Source organism: Alkanindiges hydrocarboniclasticus, from assembly GCF_001982605.1.
Lineage (GTDB): Bacteria > Pseudomonadota > Gammaproteobacteria > Pseudomonadales > Moraxellaceae > Alkanindiges > Alkanindiges hydrocarboniclasticus.
The window spans coordinates 60,870-75,805 of the sequence record NZ_MLCN01000017.1 but is presented as its reverse complement, the minus strand read 5'-3'; the positions used below and the strand labels follow the sequence as shown (position 1 = coordinate 75,805).

Annotated in this window: 16 protein-coding genes; 6 read left to right on the top strand and 10 right to left on the bottom strand. The window is 46.7% G+C overall.

Going from position 1 to position 14,936, the window contains the following annotated elements; translation table 11 throughout:
* Nucleotides 1-54: 54 nt before the first annotated feature.
* Nucleotides 55-2,262: a bifunctional 23S rRNA (guanine(2069)-N(7))-methyltransferase RlmK/23S rRNA (guanine(2445)-N(2))-methyltransferase RlmL gene (rlmKL, locus tag BKE30_RS07365; RefSeq protein ID WP_076877962.1), complete on the bottom strand. Its 2,208-nt coding sequence runs from the start codon at nt 2,260-2,262 to the stop codon at nt 55-57.
* A gap of 205 nt (nt 2,263-2,467) precedes the next feature.
* On the opposite strand from rlmKL, the gene BKE30_RS07360 reads away from it, so the two are divergent.
* Together BKE30_RS07360 and BKE30_RS07355 are read left to right on the top strand one after the other, a co-directional pair.
* Nucleotides 2,468-3,478 carry an aspartate carbamoyltransferase catalytic subunit gene (locus tag BKE30_RS07360; protein ID WP_076877961.1) on the top strand — a complete coding sequence of 337 codons (1,011 nt, stop codon included), beginning with the start codon at nt 2,468-2,470 and terminating at the stop codon, nt 3,476-3,478.
* A 12-nt stretch (nt 3,479-3,490) separates the two neighbouring features.
* Nucleotides 3,491-4,732: a dihydroorotase gene (locus tag BKE30_RS07355; protein ID WP_076877960.1), complete on the top strand. Its 1,242-nt coding sequence runs from the start codon at nt 3,491-3,493 to the stop codon at nt 4,730-4,732.
* Nucleotides 4,733-4,800: 68 nt separating this feature from the next.
* Here BKE30_RS07355 and BKE30_RS07350 read toward each other — a convergent pair whose 3' ends face one another.
* Nucleotides 4,801-5,301 (bottom strand): SRPBCC family protein, encoded by a 501-nt coding sequence (locus BKE30_RS07350; protein WP_076877959.1) that lies wholly within the window; start codon nt 5,299-5,301, stop codon nt 4,801-4,803.
* 108 nt (nt 5,302-5,409) lie between these two features.
* A complete protein-coding gene (locus BKE30_RS07345) occupies nt 5,410-5,814 on the bottom strand; it encodes a PaaI family thioesterase (RefSeq protein WP_076877958.1) in 405 nt (134 codons plus the stop codon).
* A gap of 79 nt (nt 5,815-5,893) precedes the next feature.
* Between BKE30_RS07345 and BKE30_RS07340 the strand changes: the two genes are divergently transcribed.
* A complete protein-coding gene (locus BKE30_RS07340) occupies nt 5,894-6,667 on the top strand; it encodes a Rossmann-like and DUF2520 domain-containing protein (protein ID WP_076877957.1) in 774 nt (257 codons plus the stop codon).
* Between the two features lie 3 nt (nt 6,668-6,670).
* On the opposite strand, the gene BKE30_RS07335 is transcribed toward BKE30_RS07340, so the two are convergent.
* Together BKE30_RS07335 and trmB are read right to left on the bottom strand one after the other, a co-directional pair.
* Nucleotides 6,671-7,054: a hypothetical protein gene (locus BKE30_RS07335; protein WP_076877956.1), complete on the bottom strand. Its 384-nt coding sequence runs from the start codon at nt 7,052-7,054 to the stop codon at nt 6,671-6,673.
* A gap of 33 nt (nt 7,055-7,087) precedes the next feature.
* Nucleotides 7,088-7,819, bottom strand: coding sequence for a tRNA (guanosine(46)-N7)-methyltransferase TrmB (gene trmB / locus BKE30_RS07330; RefSeq protein WP_076877955.1), 732 nt, complete (start codon nt 7,817-7,819; stop codon nt 7,088-7,090).
* Nucleotides 7,820-8,231: 412 nt separating this feature from the next.
* Between trmB and BKE30_RS07325 the strand changes: the two genes are divergently transcribed.
* Nucleotides 8,232-8,822: an IMPACT family protein gene (locus BKE30_RS07325; RefSeq protein ID WP_076877954.1), complete on the top strand. Its 591-nt coding sequence runs from the start codon at nt 8,232-8,234 to the stop codon at nt 8,820-8,822.
* A 168-nt stretch (nt 8,823-8,990) separates the two neighbouring features.
* On the opposite strand, the gene BKE30_RS07320 is transcribed toward BKE30_RS07325, so the two are convergent.
* The 4 genes from BKE30_RS07320 to mutS form a co-directional block, all read right to left on the bottom strand.
* A complete protein-coding gene (locus BKE30_RS07320) occupies nt 8,991-9,746 on the bottom strand; it encodes a D-Ala-D-Ala carboxypeptidase family metallohydrolase (RefSeq protein ID WP_076877953.1) in 756 nt (251 codons plus the stop codon).
* Nucleotides 9,747-9,942: 196 nt separating this feature from the next.
* Entirely contained in the window at nt 9,943-10,266 is a 324-nt protein-coding gene (fdxA, locus tag BKE30_RS07315; protein ID WP_076877952.1) for a ferredoxin FdxA, read from the bottom strand.
* 202 nt (nt 10,267-10,468) lie between these two features.
* On the bottom strand, nt 10,469-10,792 hold the full coding sequence (gene fdxA / locus BKE30_RS07310) for a ferredoxin FdxA (RefSeq protein ID WP_076877951.1): 324 nt from the start codon (nt 10,790-10,792) through the stop codon (nt 10,469-10,471).
* A 138-nt stretch (nt 10,793-10,930) separates the two neighbouring features.
* A complete protein-coding gene (gene mutS / locus BKE30_RS07305; RefSeq protein WP_076877950.1) occupies nt 10,931-13,567 on the bottom strand; it encodes a DNA mismatch repair protein MutS in 2,637 nt (878 codons plus the stop codon).
* A gap of 205 nt (nt 13,568-13,772) precedes the next feature.
* Between mutS and BKE30_RS16190 the strand changes: the two genes are divergently transcribed.
* Nucleotides 13,773-14,048: an Arm DNA-binding domain-containing protein gene (locus BKE30_RS16190; RefSeq protein WP_076877949.1), complete on the top strand. Its 276-nt coding sequence runs from the start codon at nt 13,773-13,775 to the stop codon at nt 14,046-14,048.
* 210 nt (nt 14,049-14,258) lie between these two features.
* Here BKE30_RS16190 and BKE30_RS16525 read toward each other — a convergent pair whose 3' ends face one another.
* Nucleotides 14,259-14,435, bottom strand: a complete 177-nt coding sequence (locus BKE30_RS16525) for a zinc-binding dehydrogenase (RefSeq protein WP_076877948.1) — start codon at nt 14,433-14,435, stop codon at nt 14,259-14,261.
* A gap of 30 nt (nt 14,436-14,465) precedes the next feature.
* Between BKE30_RS16525 and BKE30_RS07290 the strand changes: the two genes are divergently transcribed.
* Entirely contained in the window at nt 14,466-14,852 is a 387-nt protein-coding gene (locus BKE30_RS07290) for a Rossmann-fold NAD(P)-binding domain-containing protein (RefSeq protein ID WP_198938054.1), read from the top strand.
* The last annotated feature ends 84 nt before the right edge of the window (nt 14,853-14,936 follow it).

The following is a 14,936-nucleotide window of genomic DNA, read 5'->3' as shown; positions in this document are numbered from 1 at the left end:
ATATAAAAAGCCCAGACATATCATGCTGGGCTTTTTGTTGTCTAGCACCTTAAATTACAGATGACGAAAGCGCCAGGCCCGATGGATTTTATGGTTACGCTTGAAATCAAACCCAATCGTTTTCTCAGTGATTTCCTGAACATCAAAGCGCGCTGCCAATTCGTCATCCAGCTCAAACTTTTGAAAGTTATTGGAAAAATACAGCGTTCCCCCATTACTTAACCGATTCATGGCACGTTTGAGCAATGAAGCATGATCGCGCTGTACATCAAAGGTTCCCTGAAATTTTTTGGAATTGGAAAAGGTAGGTGGATCAATAAAAATCAGTTCATAGGTTTCATGGCCTTCCTTAAGCCACTCAAAAACATCAGCTTCAAAAAACTGGTGCTGCTGATCAGGATGGTCTACCGTTAAACCATTTAAGGCAAAGTTCTGTTTTGACCAGTTCAGGTAAGTATTGGACAAATCCACACTGGTAGTACTGGCAGCACCACCCACCGCAGCATGCACGCTAACGGTTGAGGTGTAGCTATACAGGTTTAAAAAGTGTTTGCCTTTGGCTTCCTGTGCAATGCGCAAGCGCATAGGGCGATGATCCAGAAATAAACCGGTGTCCAGATAATCGGTTAGGTTAATAAAAACCCGGACATTGCCTTCCTGCACAATAAAGCGTTTGCTGACTTCACTTTGCTTTTCGTACTGGGTAATGCCTTTTTGTCTGGCCCGGGTTTTGATAAATACTTTTTCACGCGGCAAGCCCAGCACTTGGCGAATAACCGCCAGTGCCAGATTAAAGCGTTTTTTGGCTTTTTCCGGATCAATGGTTTTGGGCGGTGCGTATTCCTGTACATGCAGGTTATCGTCATATAAATCAACCACCAGATTAAAGTCGGGCAGGTCGGCATCATACAGACGCAGGCAGCTTACATTTTCTCGCAAAGCCTGTTTTTTCAGGTTGCTGATATTTTTTTGCAAGCGATTGGCAAAATCCTGTGCGCCTTCAATTTCTACCGGTGTAGCTTGCCAGTTGGCCAAAAAGGGCGGTTTGTCCAGCTTGCTTACCACGATGCCATCGCGTACATAAATAGGCAAGTTCCCATTCATCAGGCGCAGGGTTTGGGTATTTTCCAGCGGCAGAACATCGGCTTGCTCAATATGTGAGGCCAGAATGGCAGCCTGCTGATCGGGCAAAAATTTCTGTAGTTGCCAGGCTAGGCCCTGATACAAAGCCCGGTTACTGGCTTTATCACCCAAGCGTTCGCCATAAGGAGGATTGGTAATGATAAAGGCTTTTTTACCTTCCAGCTGAAAGTCTGGCCAATCGGCCAATACCCGTTCTTCAATCTTGATATGAGCCAGCAAGTCTTCAAAACCTGCGGCAATAATGTTTTGTCGCGTGGCTTTTACGGCGTCCCAGTCAGCATCATAGGCATAAAACTGTGGCAGTGGTTGTTGCAGGGCAGTGTCATGACGTTGCTGCGCTTCGGTTTTCAGGGTTTGCCACAAGGTATTGTCATGGCCATGCCAGCCCATAAAGCCAAACTGGCGCTGGATGCCGGGTGCACGATCCGTTTGTATCATCAAGGCTTCAATGATAAATGTACCCGAACCGCACATTGGATCAATCAGTAGATCAAAAGAGGTTTTGCCCCAGCCAGCCAGTCGCAAAATAGCTGCTGCCAGATTTTCCTTAATGGGGGCATCGGTCATATAGCGGCGATAACCGCGTCGGTGCAGGCTGTCACCCGATAAGTCCAGACAAAAGGTATGGGCAGTCTTGCCAGCCAGTACAAACAGGGTAATTTCGGGTTGCTTGGTATCAATGCTGGGGCGACGGCCTTGTGCTTCCATAAAGCTGTCTACTACACCATCTTTGGCACGCAAGGTGGCAAATTGTGGGTTTACCTTGATTTCACGTTCGGTTTGCAAGCGAATGGCAAAGGTACTGCTGGGCGAGAAAATCAGTGACCAGTCAAAGCTGACCGCGCCTTCATAAATTTCTTCGGCAACGTCACGCGCATCATGGGTTTTTTCGAGTTCAAAATGATGAATGGGCAACAGTACGCGCGAGGCCAGCCGTGACCACAGGCAGATGCGATAGGCTGTTTCCAGTGTGCCCTGAATAATGACCCGGCCTGCTTTTTTTTCTGTAATACTGGCGCCCTGATTCTGGGTAATGTCTTGTAATTCTTCAACCAGCAGGTTTTCCAGACCATCGGCACAGGTAACCCAGTAAGTGTTGAGGCGAGCAGATTGAGTCATGAATGAGTTCCAGAATAAAGATGCAGCTTATAACTGTATAGTCTAACCGATTTTTAGCTATCTCAGGCGATGATGATAGGAATTGCTCCCTATTCGATGCCGCGTTTTGCAAGGTTTAAAGCATAAAATTACACTTGGGTTCACTGTTTATTATCCGTTACACTAGCGCCGTGTTTGCACCCACCGTTTATACAGGCCTTGTCTTATGCATCTTGCTGCCTTGCACACCTTGAGCCAGATCCAGTTAAACCAGTATGGCAACCTGCGCCATTTTCTGAGTATTGAAGGCTTATCACAACAACATTTGACGCATATTCTGGAAACCGCTGAAACCTTTCTAGGCGAAAATGGTCAGATTATCAATCGTCCTTTGCTGGAAGGCCGCACGGTGATGAACCTGTTTTTTGAGCCGTCTACCAGAACGCGTACTACCTTCGAGGTGGCGGCCAAACGCCTGTCTGCCAATGTGCTTAATATTGATATGCAGCAGTCCAGCACCAAAAAAGGCGAAACCCTGCGTGATACGCTATGGAATCTGGAAGCCATGGCCGCCGACATGTTTGTCATTCGGCACTGGGCTTCTGGTGCAGCGCATTTTATGGCGCAAAGTGTGTGCCCGGATGTGGCAATTATTAATGGGGGTGATGGTCGTCACTCACATCCAACGCAAGGCATGCTGGATATGCTGACCATTCGTCGTCATGCCGGTAAGCCATTTTCCGAGTTAACGGTTGCTATTATTGGTGACATCAAGCACTCGCGTGTGGCGCGTTCCGATATTGAAGCGTTGCAAACGCTCGGTGCAAAAGAAATCCGTGTGATTGCACCCAAAACCTTGCTGCCTAATGGCATTGAGGAGTTTGGCGTGACGGTATTTGAAAATATGGACAAGGGTGTAGAAGGCTGTGATGTGCTGATTGCCCTGCGTATTCAAAATGAACGGATTGGCTCCCCGCTGCTGGCGTCTAGTGAAGAATTCTATAAGTTATATGGCCTGACCGAAAGCCGGGTACAGCGTGCCGCACCCAATGCTTTGGTAATGCATCCAGGCCCCATGAATCGTGGGGTGGAAATTGCATCGAATGTGGCAGATGGCCCGCAGTCGCTGATTTTAAAACAGGTGAATTATGGCATTGCTGTGCGTATGGCGGTGCTGGCTTTAAGCATGCAAGGGCAGCTTGAGGCAAAGGGTTTACTGGATCAGGCACTGGTATAAGGGGAAAGCAGCATGAGTAAAGTTGAAATTAAAAATGTGCGTGTGCTTGACCCAGTTCGCCAAACTGATGAGGTCAGGACAGTTTTTGTTGAAAACGGAAAACTGATTGAGTCTGCAACGGTTGAGACGAGCAATGCGGATCAAACCATTGACGGTCAGGGCAAATGGCTGATGCCGGCGCTGGTAGATTTATGCGCACGCCTGCGTGAACCGGGCCAGCAACAGCATGGCACCTTAAAAACCGAAGGGCAGGCAGCACGTGCCGCGGGGTTTTTACACGTGGTGCTGCCACCGGATACCAAGCCTGTGCAGGATAACGGCGCACTGTTGAAAGGCCTACGCGAAAAAGCCTTTAATGATGGCGGTATTTACCTGCACATGATTGGCGCGCAAACCAAGGGTCTGGAAGGCAATCAACCAGCTAATATGGCCAGTTTAAAGCAGGGCGGCTGCATTGCTGTGAGTAATGTACGCGCTGCCTTTGCTGATGATGATGTACTGCTGCGTACTCTGGAATATGCCGCTAGTTTGGGTTTAAAAGTATTTTTCTACCCGGAAGAGCATTCATTGGCTAAAGACGGCTATGTGCATGATGGCTTTACTGCATCGCGTCAGGGTTTGACAGGTATTCCGGCTATTGCAGAAACTGTAGCATTGGCTAAGCAACTGCTAATGGTTGAAGCCACTGGCGTACAAGCGCATTTTAGTTTGTTGTCCTGTGGTGCTTCGGTTGAGCTGATTAAGGCAGCCAAGGCCAAGGGGTTGCCGGTAACGGCTGATGTGGCCATGCACCAGTTGCATTTAACCGATGAAACCATTGATGGCTTTAATTCACTCGCGCATGTGCGTCCACCATTACGCAGTGAAGCAGATCGTGAGCTGTTGCGCCATGGCGTTGCCAGTGGTGTGATAGATGCCATTTGCTCGCACCATGAGCCGCTATCGGCATCGGCCAAGCTGGCACCATTTGCTGAAACCGAAGCCGGTATTTCCAATGTAGATACGTTTATGGCACTGGGCGCAGCGCTGGTACATCAGGACTTGTTGACGCCCTTGCAACTGGCAACCCGCATTAGCCAGAATCCTGCACAGATTGCCGGAATTGAACGCCAGTGGCAGGATATTGGCGGCTGGGTGCTGGTAGACCCAGAGCAGGAGTGGATAGTCAGCAATGACCAGTTCCAGTCACAGGGCAAAAATACCCCGTTTCTGGGAGCCAAGGTTAAAGGGAAAACCCTTCAGCTTTTTATCTAAACGCTAAAGTTTAAACTTCGTCTGTTGGCAGTAAGGCCTGTTTTATAATCTGCTTTTTTAGAAAGTTGTTATAAACCACAGGCCACTGCTTCCAGTTGCTTGGCGCATTGCGTCCAGCCTTCCACAAAGCCCATGCTTTCATGGCGCTGTTTGTCGTCACTATTTTTATGCATCACATGCACATGATAGCCTGTCACATTTTCATGGTCGCTCAGGCGAATCTGTACGCTCATAAATGACTGCGCGGCTGGCCTAAAATCAGTAGATAAGGCATCAGTCCAGCCCAGTACTTCGGGCTCACACACTTGGGTAAAACAGCCGGAATTGGGATATTGTTCACCATCAGGTGACTGCATTAATGTATAAAACTCGCCACCACAGCGCAGGTCAACCCGGCAATCAGGCGTAGTATAGGGTTTTGGGGCAAACCATTGCTTGATGAGTTCTGGCTGGGTTAGTGCTTGCCAGACTTTCTCCCGTGGGGCTGCAATAACCAGATCCAGTGTTAAATCAAGGTCTTTATTGACTGGGCTATTGTTGTGTAAGTTGTGATGCAGGTTATTGTGCATGAGGTCATTCCTTGTTTGTTTTAAGCCAGATTAGCATAGAAAATAAGCAAAAAAACTGGCTTGGTACAGAAATTATCAGGCAACTTATATTGCGTACCAAATGCAAAATTAGCCCAGCTTCGCATAGCTTCCCGTTGCATGCGCTACCAGTTTTTTACCCGATAAAATTTCAACCCGCATTAGCGCATGCTTGGTGCTGTCCTTCACCAGATAAGCCATTGCGGTTAAATCCTGTGCCGCAGGGCGGCTTAAAAAATGAATCTGAAAATCACGGGTGACCGAAGCCAGGTTTTTTTCATCGACAGCCAGCATGAGGGCATACATGGCAGCATCAGCCATCGCCATTAAAATTGGCCCGGAAATGGTATTGCCATGCCGGATTTGACTGCTTTTAAAAGGTAATACGCAGCAAACTTCAGGCAAATTGATGCTATCTACAAAAAAGCCCTGCATATCCGATAATGGTACACTTTGGCTAATTAAAGTGGTGATCTGTTGTGCCTGCAAATTCATCGATGCTCCTAGCGGAAGTGATCCCACTGTAAAATTATCCTAGTGTAAAAGCTAAACTGAACTGGTGAAGAAATATCCAATGAAAATTAGCCTGATTGGTAGTGGCAATGTCGCCACACATTTAGCATGCGCCCTATATGATTTAAAGCATCAGATTGTTCAAGTCTATAGCCCAAACTGCCAAAATGCCCAACTGCTGGCACAACGGGTAAAGGCGCAACCTATTGACCAACTAAAAAAGCTGCAACCGACTGATCTGTATCTGATTGCAGTAAAGGATAGTGCCATTGGCGAAGTGGCCAAACAACTGGCTAGCCTGAATATTGATGGCCTTGTTGTGCATACGTCGGGCAGTACTGCGCTTGATGCCATCAAGCACAGCAGTCCGTATTATGGTGTGTTTTATCCTTTACAAACCTTTTCCAAGGGCAAGGCCGTAGATTTTGCGCAAGTGCCTTTGTTGTTAGAGGGTAGCCATGCAGAAGTGTTACAGCAGCTGGATATATTGGCGCGGCAGTTAAGTCCACAGGTCTATCATTACAGCACACAGCAGCGACGCAGCCTGCATCTGGCGGCGGTCATCGCCTGTAATTTTTCCAATTACTTATATAGTGTGGCTGATGGTTACTTAACCGGGCAGGGAGTTGAATTTGATTTGTTGAAGCCACTTATTCTGGAAACAGCAGCCAAAGTTCAGGAGCATGCACCAATAGAGATGCAAACTGGCCCGGCTGTTCGGCAGGATCAGGGCATTCTGGATATGCACCGGCACATGCTGGACAGCCAACCGCAATTACAGCAGCTGTACCAGTTATTGAGTGCAGGGATTATGCAATTGCATACCAAGCCCTAAAGGCTAGTTCCGGGCTTTCCAGTCGAACTGGTCGATTTGCTCACTGGATAAGTCATGGCCCAGCCACAGCCGTACTTCCCGAAAACCAAGACTGCTAAACAGCTCGGTAAAAGCACGTTGCTCGATATAACTTAAGCCGCCATCCAGCAATTCTTTGGGATGAATAATTACCCGGTACTGGGCTGTGCCAGAAAATATAGACTGTTGTTTGATTTGCTGTTGAAGAGCACGTTCTGCCTGTAAAAAATCTCCCAGCAGCATTCGGGGGTGTGAAAATTTACCCTCGACACTAAACAGCTGCTGGCTATCACTGCAATAAATTCTGAAACAGTCTTTAACCACCTGTATATAGGCAGTTTTGGGCTTAAACCAGTTATTTTGCATCATGTTAAACATGCTTAAATAGCCCAATCCAATAGATTAGATTTTCTCAAAAATAAAGTCCCAGACACCATGGCCTGCTTCATGGCCACGACGTTCAAACTTGGTTTCTGGCCGCCAGTCAGGACGTGGTGCCGCATTGCCCTTACCATAGACATTTTTTAGGGCAGGCCGATTGTCTAAGACATCAAGCATCCACGTCGCATAATGTTCCCAATCGGTGGCGGCATGAAACCAGCCACCTTTTGCCAGCTTTTGTTCCACCAAAGGCATGCGTTCATGCGATACAAAGCGGCGCTTAAAGTGTTTTTTCTTTTGCCAGGGATCAGGGAAATACAATTGCAGGCGGTCAATTGATCCATCCGGCAAGCCTTTTAGCACTTCCAGCGCATCCGCATCCATTACCCGCAAATTGGTGAGGCCCGCCATACCCGCTTCATACACACACTGGGCAATGCCCGGTACATGCACTTCAATCCCCAGAAAGTTACGTTCTGGAGCAGCCTGTGCCATTAATACCAGTGAACGGCCCATGCCAAAGCCAATTTCTACGGTGAGCGGGTGTTCTGGATTCTTAAACAGTTGACGGGCATCATGCACAGGCCCTTCAACAATCAGGTGCTGGTAGTCTTGCAGTGCCTGTGTTTGTGAGGTATTTAATGGCGATGAGCGACGCATGAAGGTCAGTACAGAACGGTGTTCCTTACCATTTTTATTGTCCTGCGCATGTTCAGCCTGATCATTCCCATCTGGCTGGTCGGCAAGCTGCATAGGTTCTAAATGCTGTTGTTCGGATTGGATCGAAGGCTGCGTCATGGCAAAACGATTAGCTACTGGCAAAAAGATGCGCGCATTGTACTGGATTTTTAGATCGTTTACCTCTTGAAGATGGATGCTGGTTGATTCAAGGCATGCCTTTATAAAGTATAAGGCTTCAATAATTCATAATGAACACAGCCAATCCAACAGGATGAGACGGTTAATGATTCTAAAAAATCTAAAAAAGAAAACATCTGGTTTCCTGCTAAACCCTATGGCTTGGGTTGGGGCTTACCGGTGGCATGGCAAGGCTGGGTGATGCTGGTCAGTTATTTTAATTGCAATTTGTTTTATCAAGGGTGAGCGTCTGGGCTAAGATGAATCATCAGATATTGTTATCCTGTACTTCGCATAGTTTGTAGCCATGAATTTTACTATTTCCAATACTGTTAGCGCTCAGCAGGACATTAAAAAAAGCCGTTTTACTGCTATTGCGGCACCTGTTTTATCAGTCGAGCAGGCACAGGAATTTCTGGCCCAGCAGCATGATGCCAGTACCACACATCAATGCTGGGCATGGAAAATCAATAGCCAAAGCCGGGTCAACGATGATGGTGAACCCAGTGGCACAGCGGGTAGACCCATTCTGGCCGTGATTGAAGGCCAGCAACTGGACAATGTCATTGTGCTGGTGAATCGCTGGTATGGTGGGGTAAAACTGGGTACTGGCGGACTGGTGCGTGCCTATGCTGGCACAGCGCAACTTTGTTTACAGGCAGCCAGCAAGATAAAACTGGTAAAAACATTACAGGCCAGTTTCTTTGTGAGTTTTGCCGAATGGGCGCGGGTAGAGCATTACCTTAAAAGCCATGAGGTGCACATTGTGCAGCAGCATTATGATGCAAAAGGGATTCAGCTTGAGATAAACATTGCAGCAGCGTTTAAGGATGAGTTTAATGGCTGGTTGCAGGCCATGACCGCTGGACGGGAAAGTTTAGTAATTAAAAAGACTTAATACTCATTAAATTAAAGTAGGTTAAACAATGTTGATCACTATATAAAAAGGCGCAGTAAGCTAAAAAATTCCTAAGCCACTACGCTGTTTATTTATCAAAAAATAATTTGAATGCCATTTTTAACTATGAACACTTATAAATGTAATGACGATGTTATGACATTTTAGCTAGCTTGGGCAGATTGAGCTGTTATGGGTATGATCTGGCCCCCACGTTCTAAAACCCTGGGTATCAATGTGGATCTGGCCACTGGCATACAAGCCAAGCCCCATATTCAGGCGCTGGCCGTTATTTTGCCAGTATCTGCATAACTGATACTTGGCACGGGCAATTTTTTCCAGCTCACCAATATCCGGATTTTCACTGCCAATACGGAAATCCAGTGCTGAGTTATGTACATGCTTGCTGCCGGGACTGCCATTGGCACACTGGTTCAATTCAGCATCGCGATAGACTGAGGTGACTTCAATATCATCCAGAATTTTCTGATCCTGCAATTGTTGCAGTACTTTCAAGGTAGGTAGCAGGTTATCCCACAGCTCACTGGATGGCACGGCATAGGGTTCACGGCCACAACGCTCCCAGTCTCGCGCACTTTTGAGCAGTTCAAACATGGGCGCTGCCCGGCTGGCATCGTGGCGAATCAGGTAATTATGGTAGCGGTTCACCTGTTGCTTGTGTGAACCTTCATTTAACCACTGGTTATAGCTGGAGGGTGGTGCACGGTGCCAGTGAGTATTTTGCTCAATCATAAGCTCTGGCGGCAGTTTATTAATTTTTAAAGGCTGAGTAGGCCGGGTCACCTGCGTGTGTACCAGCGGTTTTTTTGCAGGCGGATTGATACAGCTTCCCAGTAATGGCATCAAGGACAACAGGAACAACCAACGAAGCTGTGGAAAACCCGCCTTGGTCTGCTGTAGCATTGGCACTCCTTGTTCATGAAATAATTTTTAAACTGGTCGATGTTATATTGTAACAACCAGAGGATTTTGCAAGCCTGCATTGCACCAGAATTTTGTAAAAAACAATTCACAGTGTGTAGGTTTATCAAGAGGACTAAAACAAAAAAGCCCGCTGTGGGCGAGCTTTTGAGCTGGAAAAATCCGCAATCCAGATCGTTTAGCGTTCCAGATATTGTAGCTTGTCTGGCTTGCCATTCCATTCTTCACGGTCATCAGGCTGATCACCAATCTGGGTAATGTTGGGCCATTTTTGTGACAGGTCGGCGTTGATTTCGATAAATACTTCCTGACCTGCCGGCAGCTCATCCTCTGAGAAAATGGCATTGGCCGGGCACTCTGGTTCACACAGCGCGCAGTCAATACATTCATCCGGATTGATCACCAGAAAATTAGGGCCTTCATAGAAACAATCGACTGGGCAAACTTCAACGCAGTCCTGATATTTACATTTAATACAGTTTTCGGTGACAACAAAGGTCATGGCGACAGCTACCCTACAACATGATGTTAGCAATTGGGCGCTATTTTAGGCGCTTTTGCCTGTCAGTAACAATTCCTTTTAGTGATATTATTTATATATTAAGCATGTTAAGTGAAAGCAGTAGCCAAATTAACTGATTTGACAATGAATTTAGTAATGATAAAGCGAAGTAGGATCACCTTTTCAAGGTCGATCCATGTTCTCAGCGAATTAAATACTGTAGCTTGTCTGGCTTGCCATTCCATTCTTCACGGTCATCAGGCTGATCACCAATCTGGGTAATGTTGGGCCATTTTTGTGACAGGTCGGCGTTGATTTCGATAAATACTTCCTGACCTGCCGGCAGCTCATCTTCTGAGAAAATGGCATTGGCCGGACATTCTGCTACACACAAATTACAATCAATACATTCATCCGGATTGATCACCAGAAAATTAGGGCCTTCATAGAAACAATCGACTGGGCAAACTTCAACGCAGTCCTGATATTTACATTTAATACAGTTTTCGGTGACAACAAAGGTCATAGATAAATCCTCATAGTTATGATTTATCCTAAATTTAATTTATATTTCTTATAATTAATAACATTTTATATTTATAAGGCTTATATATAAAGCCCACTAGCAGTTATTGCTTTATTCTCTGTTAGTGAGCTTTAAATTTTAAATTAATTGTTTCAACGCATACAACAGCTCAAGTGCCTGCCGTGGTGTCAGATTATCAACGTCTGTTTGTTGTAGTTGCTCCAGCACGGGTGATGGTTTTTCCACTTCAACAATCTGGATTTGCGGCTCTACCACAATGTGTTCTGGCGCGGTATCAAAATCAAACAGGTCATTTTGATGGGCAGTGCCAATATATTTACTTTGCTGACGCTCCAGAATTTTCAGGCGCTGCTGGGCTTCTTTCAGCACGGATGCCGGAATACCGGCCAGCTTGGCCACCTGTATGCCATGGCTTTGACTGGCTGGGCCGCTACGTACCTGATGCAATAAAATCAGGTCGCCATTAATTTCCTTGGCGGCCACATGATAGTTGTCAATACCGGCCTGCTGGCCCAGTTCAGTCAGCTCAAAATAATGCGTAGCAAACAGGCATAGGCATTGAATACGCTTGGCCAGATCCAGCACACAGGCCCACGCCAGCGACAAGCCGTCATAAGTGCTGGTACCACGGCCTACTTCATCCATCAAGACCAGTGAATGACTGGTGGCATGATGCAGGATTTGGGCAGTTTCAGTCATTTCCACCATGAAGGTTGACTTGCCGCTGGAGAGGTCATCAGCAGAGCCAATCCGGGTAAAAATCCGGTCAATCGGGCCAAGCTTGGCTTGTTTGGCAGGCACAAAACTGCCGCAATAGGCCAGAATGCAAATGAGCGCAGTTTGCCGCATGTAAGTGGACTTGCCCCCCATATTGGGGCCGGTAATTAAGGCAAGCCGGTGTTTTTCATTTAAATTGACATCGTTGGGCGTAAACGAAGCCTGGATTAATGACTCCACTACCGGATGGCGTCCGGCCTGAATATCAATACCGCATTCGGGCTGGAAGGTAGGGCGTATCCACTGGCGGTTACGGGCTTGGGCCGCCCAGTTGGCCAGTACATCCAGCTCGGCAACAGCGGCACTCATGCCTTGTAGCGCCGCCAGTTCCTGACGCAGTGTATCCAGTAGATGATCAAATAACTGCTTTTCGCGGTTTAGGGCACGTGATTCACTGGACAGTACTTTATCTTCAAAGGTTTTAAGCTCTGGCGTAATGTAGCGCTCAACATTTTTCAGGGTTTGCCTGCGAATAAAGTGTGCGGGTGCCGACTCACTTTGCGCGCGAGTCAGTTCAATGTAATAACCACTAACCCGGTTATAGCCAATCTTCAGGGTGGCAATACCGGTGTTTTCACGTTCGCGCTGTTCCATATCCAGCAAAAACTGGTTGGCATGGTCGCGAATCTGGCGTAGTTCATCCAGTTCGCTATCAAAACCTGCTGCAATCACGCCACCTTCACGCAGTAGCACCGGTGGTATTTCAACCACGGCCTGCTTGAGCAAGTCAAATACATGGTTAAAGCTGCCCAATTGGCTGGCAAGCTGGCTGAGTACCAGACTTTTTGGATGCAGGGCGGGGTGCAGGGCGTGGTGAACAAATGGTAACTGCGCACAAGCTTGGCGGAGCATGACCAGATCACGCGGACGTGCCGTATTCAGTGCAATACGTCCCAGTACCCGTTCAATATCGCCAATGCTGGACAGCGCCACGCGGATGGCTTCTTCATGATAACCTTTTAAGATGTCGTCAATGGCATCTTGTCGTTGTTCCAGTAGCTTGGTATCACGCAGTGGCTGCATCAGGTGGCGGGCCAGCAGGCGTGAACCCATGACGGTTTGGCAACGGTCTACCAGTTTAAGCAGGGACGTGCCATGCTCAAACAGGGGTTCGGTAATTTCCAGATTGCGCCGGGTAACCGGATCAAGCGCAATAAAGGCATCCATGCTTTCCACACGAATACGCTGGATGTGCGGCAGGCTGGTTTTTTGGGTTTCACTGGCATAATGCAGCAGGGCCGCCGCCGCCGCTTGAGCCAGTTTTAAATGCTCAACGCCAAATCCGGCCAGCGTACTCACCTTAAATTGTCGGCATAACACATCGGCAGCATTGCCGGGATGAAAATCCACATTCGGGCGGCGGGTTAAAGGCGTTTCAATATCCTGACGCAATTGTTTAACCGTGGCGGTATTTTCAACATCTTCACTAATTAAAATTTCGGCTGGGGCCAGACGGGCCAGCTCAATGCCAAGCCGCAAATAATCCAGTGGCATTTCCTGTACCAGAAACTGCCCTGAACTCAGCTCAAGCACCGCAATGCCCACTTTATCCTTATCAAAACACAAGGCTGCTAAACTTGCACTTTGATGGCTGGGCAACAGTGCGTCATCGGTGAGCGTGCCCGGTGTTAAAATCCGCACCACTTGCCGATCAACCGGACCTTTGCCAGTAACCTCTCCCACCTGTTCACAAATGGCAATGGTTTCACCGGCCTTGACCAGCCTTGCCAGATAGCTTTCAGCCGCATGGTAAGGCACGCCTGCCATGGGAATTGGCTGGCCATTACTTTTGCCGCGATGGGTCAGGGTAATGCCTAGCAGCTTGACCGCGCGATGGGCATCCTCAAAAAACAGCTCATAAAAATCACCCATACGGTAAAACACCAAGGCATGCGCATATTGCTGTTTGACCGTCAGGTACTGCTGCATCATGGGCGTGTGTGAACTGATATCAAGCATGGGATTCGTGGCGTTCACGGATTATAAAGTCCTCTGGAAACAACAAAAAATAGCAAATGATGCATCGGTTAATTTCCATAAGTATTTGACAATAACCCCTATGAATTTAGAAAAATATATTTTGCCAAGGTGAAATAAAGTTATCGAATTCTGGAAATTACGCTGTATTGCATTCATACGTTATTTTATCAAATTTAGGCGTGTTAATAAAAAGGAATATGCAGTGGAACAAGAAAAGGAAGATAAAAGCAGTGAACCTAGGGTAGCCTTATCAGCGCTTGCCATTAAAAAAATGAAAGCAGGCGATGCAGATAAAAGTGATATTGGTGAGTACATTGGTTTAAGAGTAACTTGTAGCAAAGCTGGGGCAAAAAGCTTTGTCTATCGCTATCGAAGCCCTATTGATAATTCATTAAAAAGATCACCCTTGGCGCATTTCCTGTTATGTCTCTTGCAGAAGCACGGGTATCCCTGGTACTCAAGGTTACAAAGAGGGTGAAGCCTTTGTTAAAGAGTTGTGCAAACAGTATGGGCAGCAGGCATGCCAGGAACCAGTTAAGGCTCAAAAATAAGCTCGCTGGTTGATCAGGCAATGGATTTAATATCGTCTAACACTAAGTATGATTAAATGACTCATAAGCATGAGTGTATTTTTCAGTTTAATGAAATAGATAAAATGCCCCATACATTGAAGTATAAGGCATTTAAATTACTGAACATTCACTACGATTTTGCCAATCTGGGCATTTGTTTCCATGTATTGATGAGCTTTTTGAATATCCTCAAAATTGAAGACTTGGTCAATTAAAGGTGATAATTGACCTGACTCCAAACCGCGATAAACAAATTGTTTTGCCTGTTCTAGAGCATTTGAATCAGTCGTAATTTCAAAGAGCTCATAACCACGTAATGTTAAATGAAGGTATTTCTACGCGATGATACCTTACGTAGCCTGATCTATACGCCGGATGCCAGTCGTGCCATGGCGTTGCTGGGCAATACCCCTGATGCGTATGGACAAACCTGGCATCTGCCGAGTGATGATCAGCGCCTGACCTATCGTCAGTTCATTGAGCTGGCAGCGGATATTTTTAAGGTCGATCCTGATTATACGGTTATTAAAAATTGGCAACTCAAGCTCGGTGGACTTTTTAATAAGACCATTCGTGACGCGGCGGAATTGCTACCACGCTATAAAGTTGACAATATCTTTGTATCAAATAAGTTCAAACAACGGTTTCCAGCATTTGAGGTTACAACGTTCCGACAGGGTTTAACTGCAATTCGGGATGAGAAACGTTAAACGTCTGATTACCACACTTGTTTTAATGATCTTTGGATTTTTATTGTTAACCCTTTTTAAGACAATGATATTAGGAAGTTATCT

Excerpts from the sequence above, each read along its gene's own strand:
- rlmKL (WP_076877962.1), bottom strand. The coding sequence starts at position 2,262 with ATGACTCAATCTGCTCGCCTCAACACTTACTGGGTTACCTGTGCCGAT.
- BKE30_RS07360 (WP_076877961.1), top strand. The coding sequence starts at position 2,468 with ATGCATCTTGCTGCCTTGCACACCTTGAGCCAGATCCAGTTAAACCAG.
- BKE30_RS07355 (WP_076877960.1), top strand. The coding sequence starts at position 3,491 with ATGAGTAAAGTTGAAATTAAAAATGTGCGTGTGCTTGACCCAGTTCGC.
- BKE30_RS07350 (WP_076877959.1), bottom strand. The coding sequence starts at position 5,301 with ATGCACAATAACCTGCATCACAACTTACACAACAATAGCCCAGTCAAT.
- BKE30_RS07345 (WP_076877958.1), bottom strand. The coding sequence starts at position 5,814 with ATGAATTTGCAGGCACAACAGATCACCACTTTAATTAGCCAAAGTGTA.
- BKE30_RS07340 (WP_076877957.1), top strand. The coding sequence starts at position 5,894 with ATGAAAATTAGCCTGATTGGTAGTGGCAATGTCGCCACACATTTAGCA.
- BKE30_RS07335 (WP_076877956.1), bottom strand. The coding sequence starts at position 7,054 with ATGATGCAAAATAACTGGTTTAAGCCCAAAACTGCCTATATACAGGTG.
- trmB (WP_076877955.1), bottom strand. The coding sequence starts at position 7,819 with ATGCAGCTTGCCGACCAGCCAGATGGGAATGATCAGGCTGAACATGCG.
- BKE30_RS07325 (WP_076877954.1), top strand. The coding sequence starts at position 8,232 with ATGAATTTTACTATTTCCAATACTGTTAGCGCTCAGCAGGACATTAAA.
- BKE30_RS07320 (WP_076877953.1), bottom strand. The coding sequence starts at position 9,746 with ATGCTACAGCAGACCAAGGCGGGTTTTCCACAGCTTCGTTGGTTGTTC.
- fdxA (WP_076877952.1), bottom strand. The coding sequence starts at position 10,266 with ATGACCTTTGTTGTCACCGAAAACTGTATTAAATGTAAATATCAGGAC.
- fdxA (WP_076877951.1), bottom strand. The coding sequence starts at position 10,792 with ATGACCTTTGTTGTCACCGAAAACTGTATTAAATGTAAATATCAGGAC.
- BKE30_RS07290 (WP_198938054.1), top strand. The coding sequence starts at position 14,466 with ATGAAGGTATTTCTACGCGATGATACCTTACGTAGCCTGATCTATACG.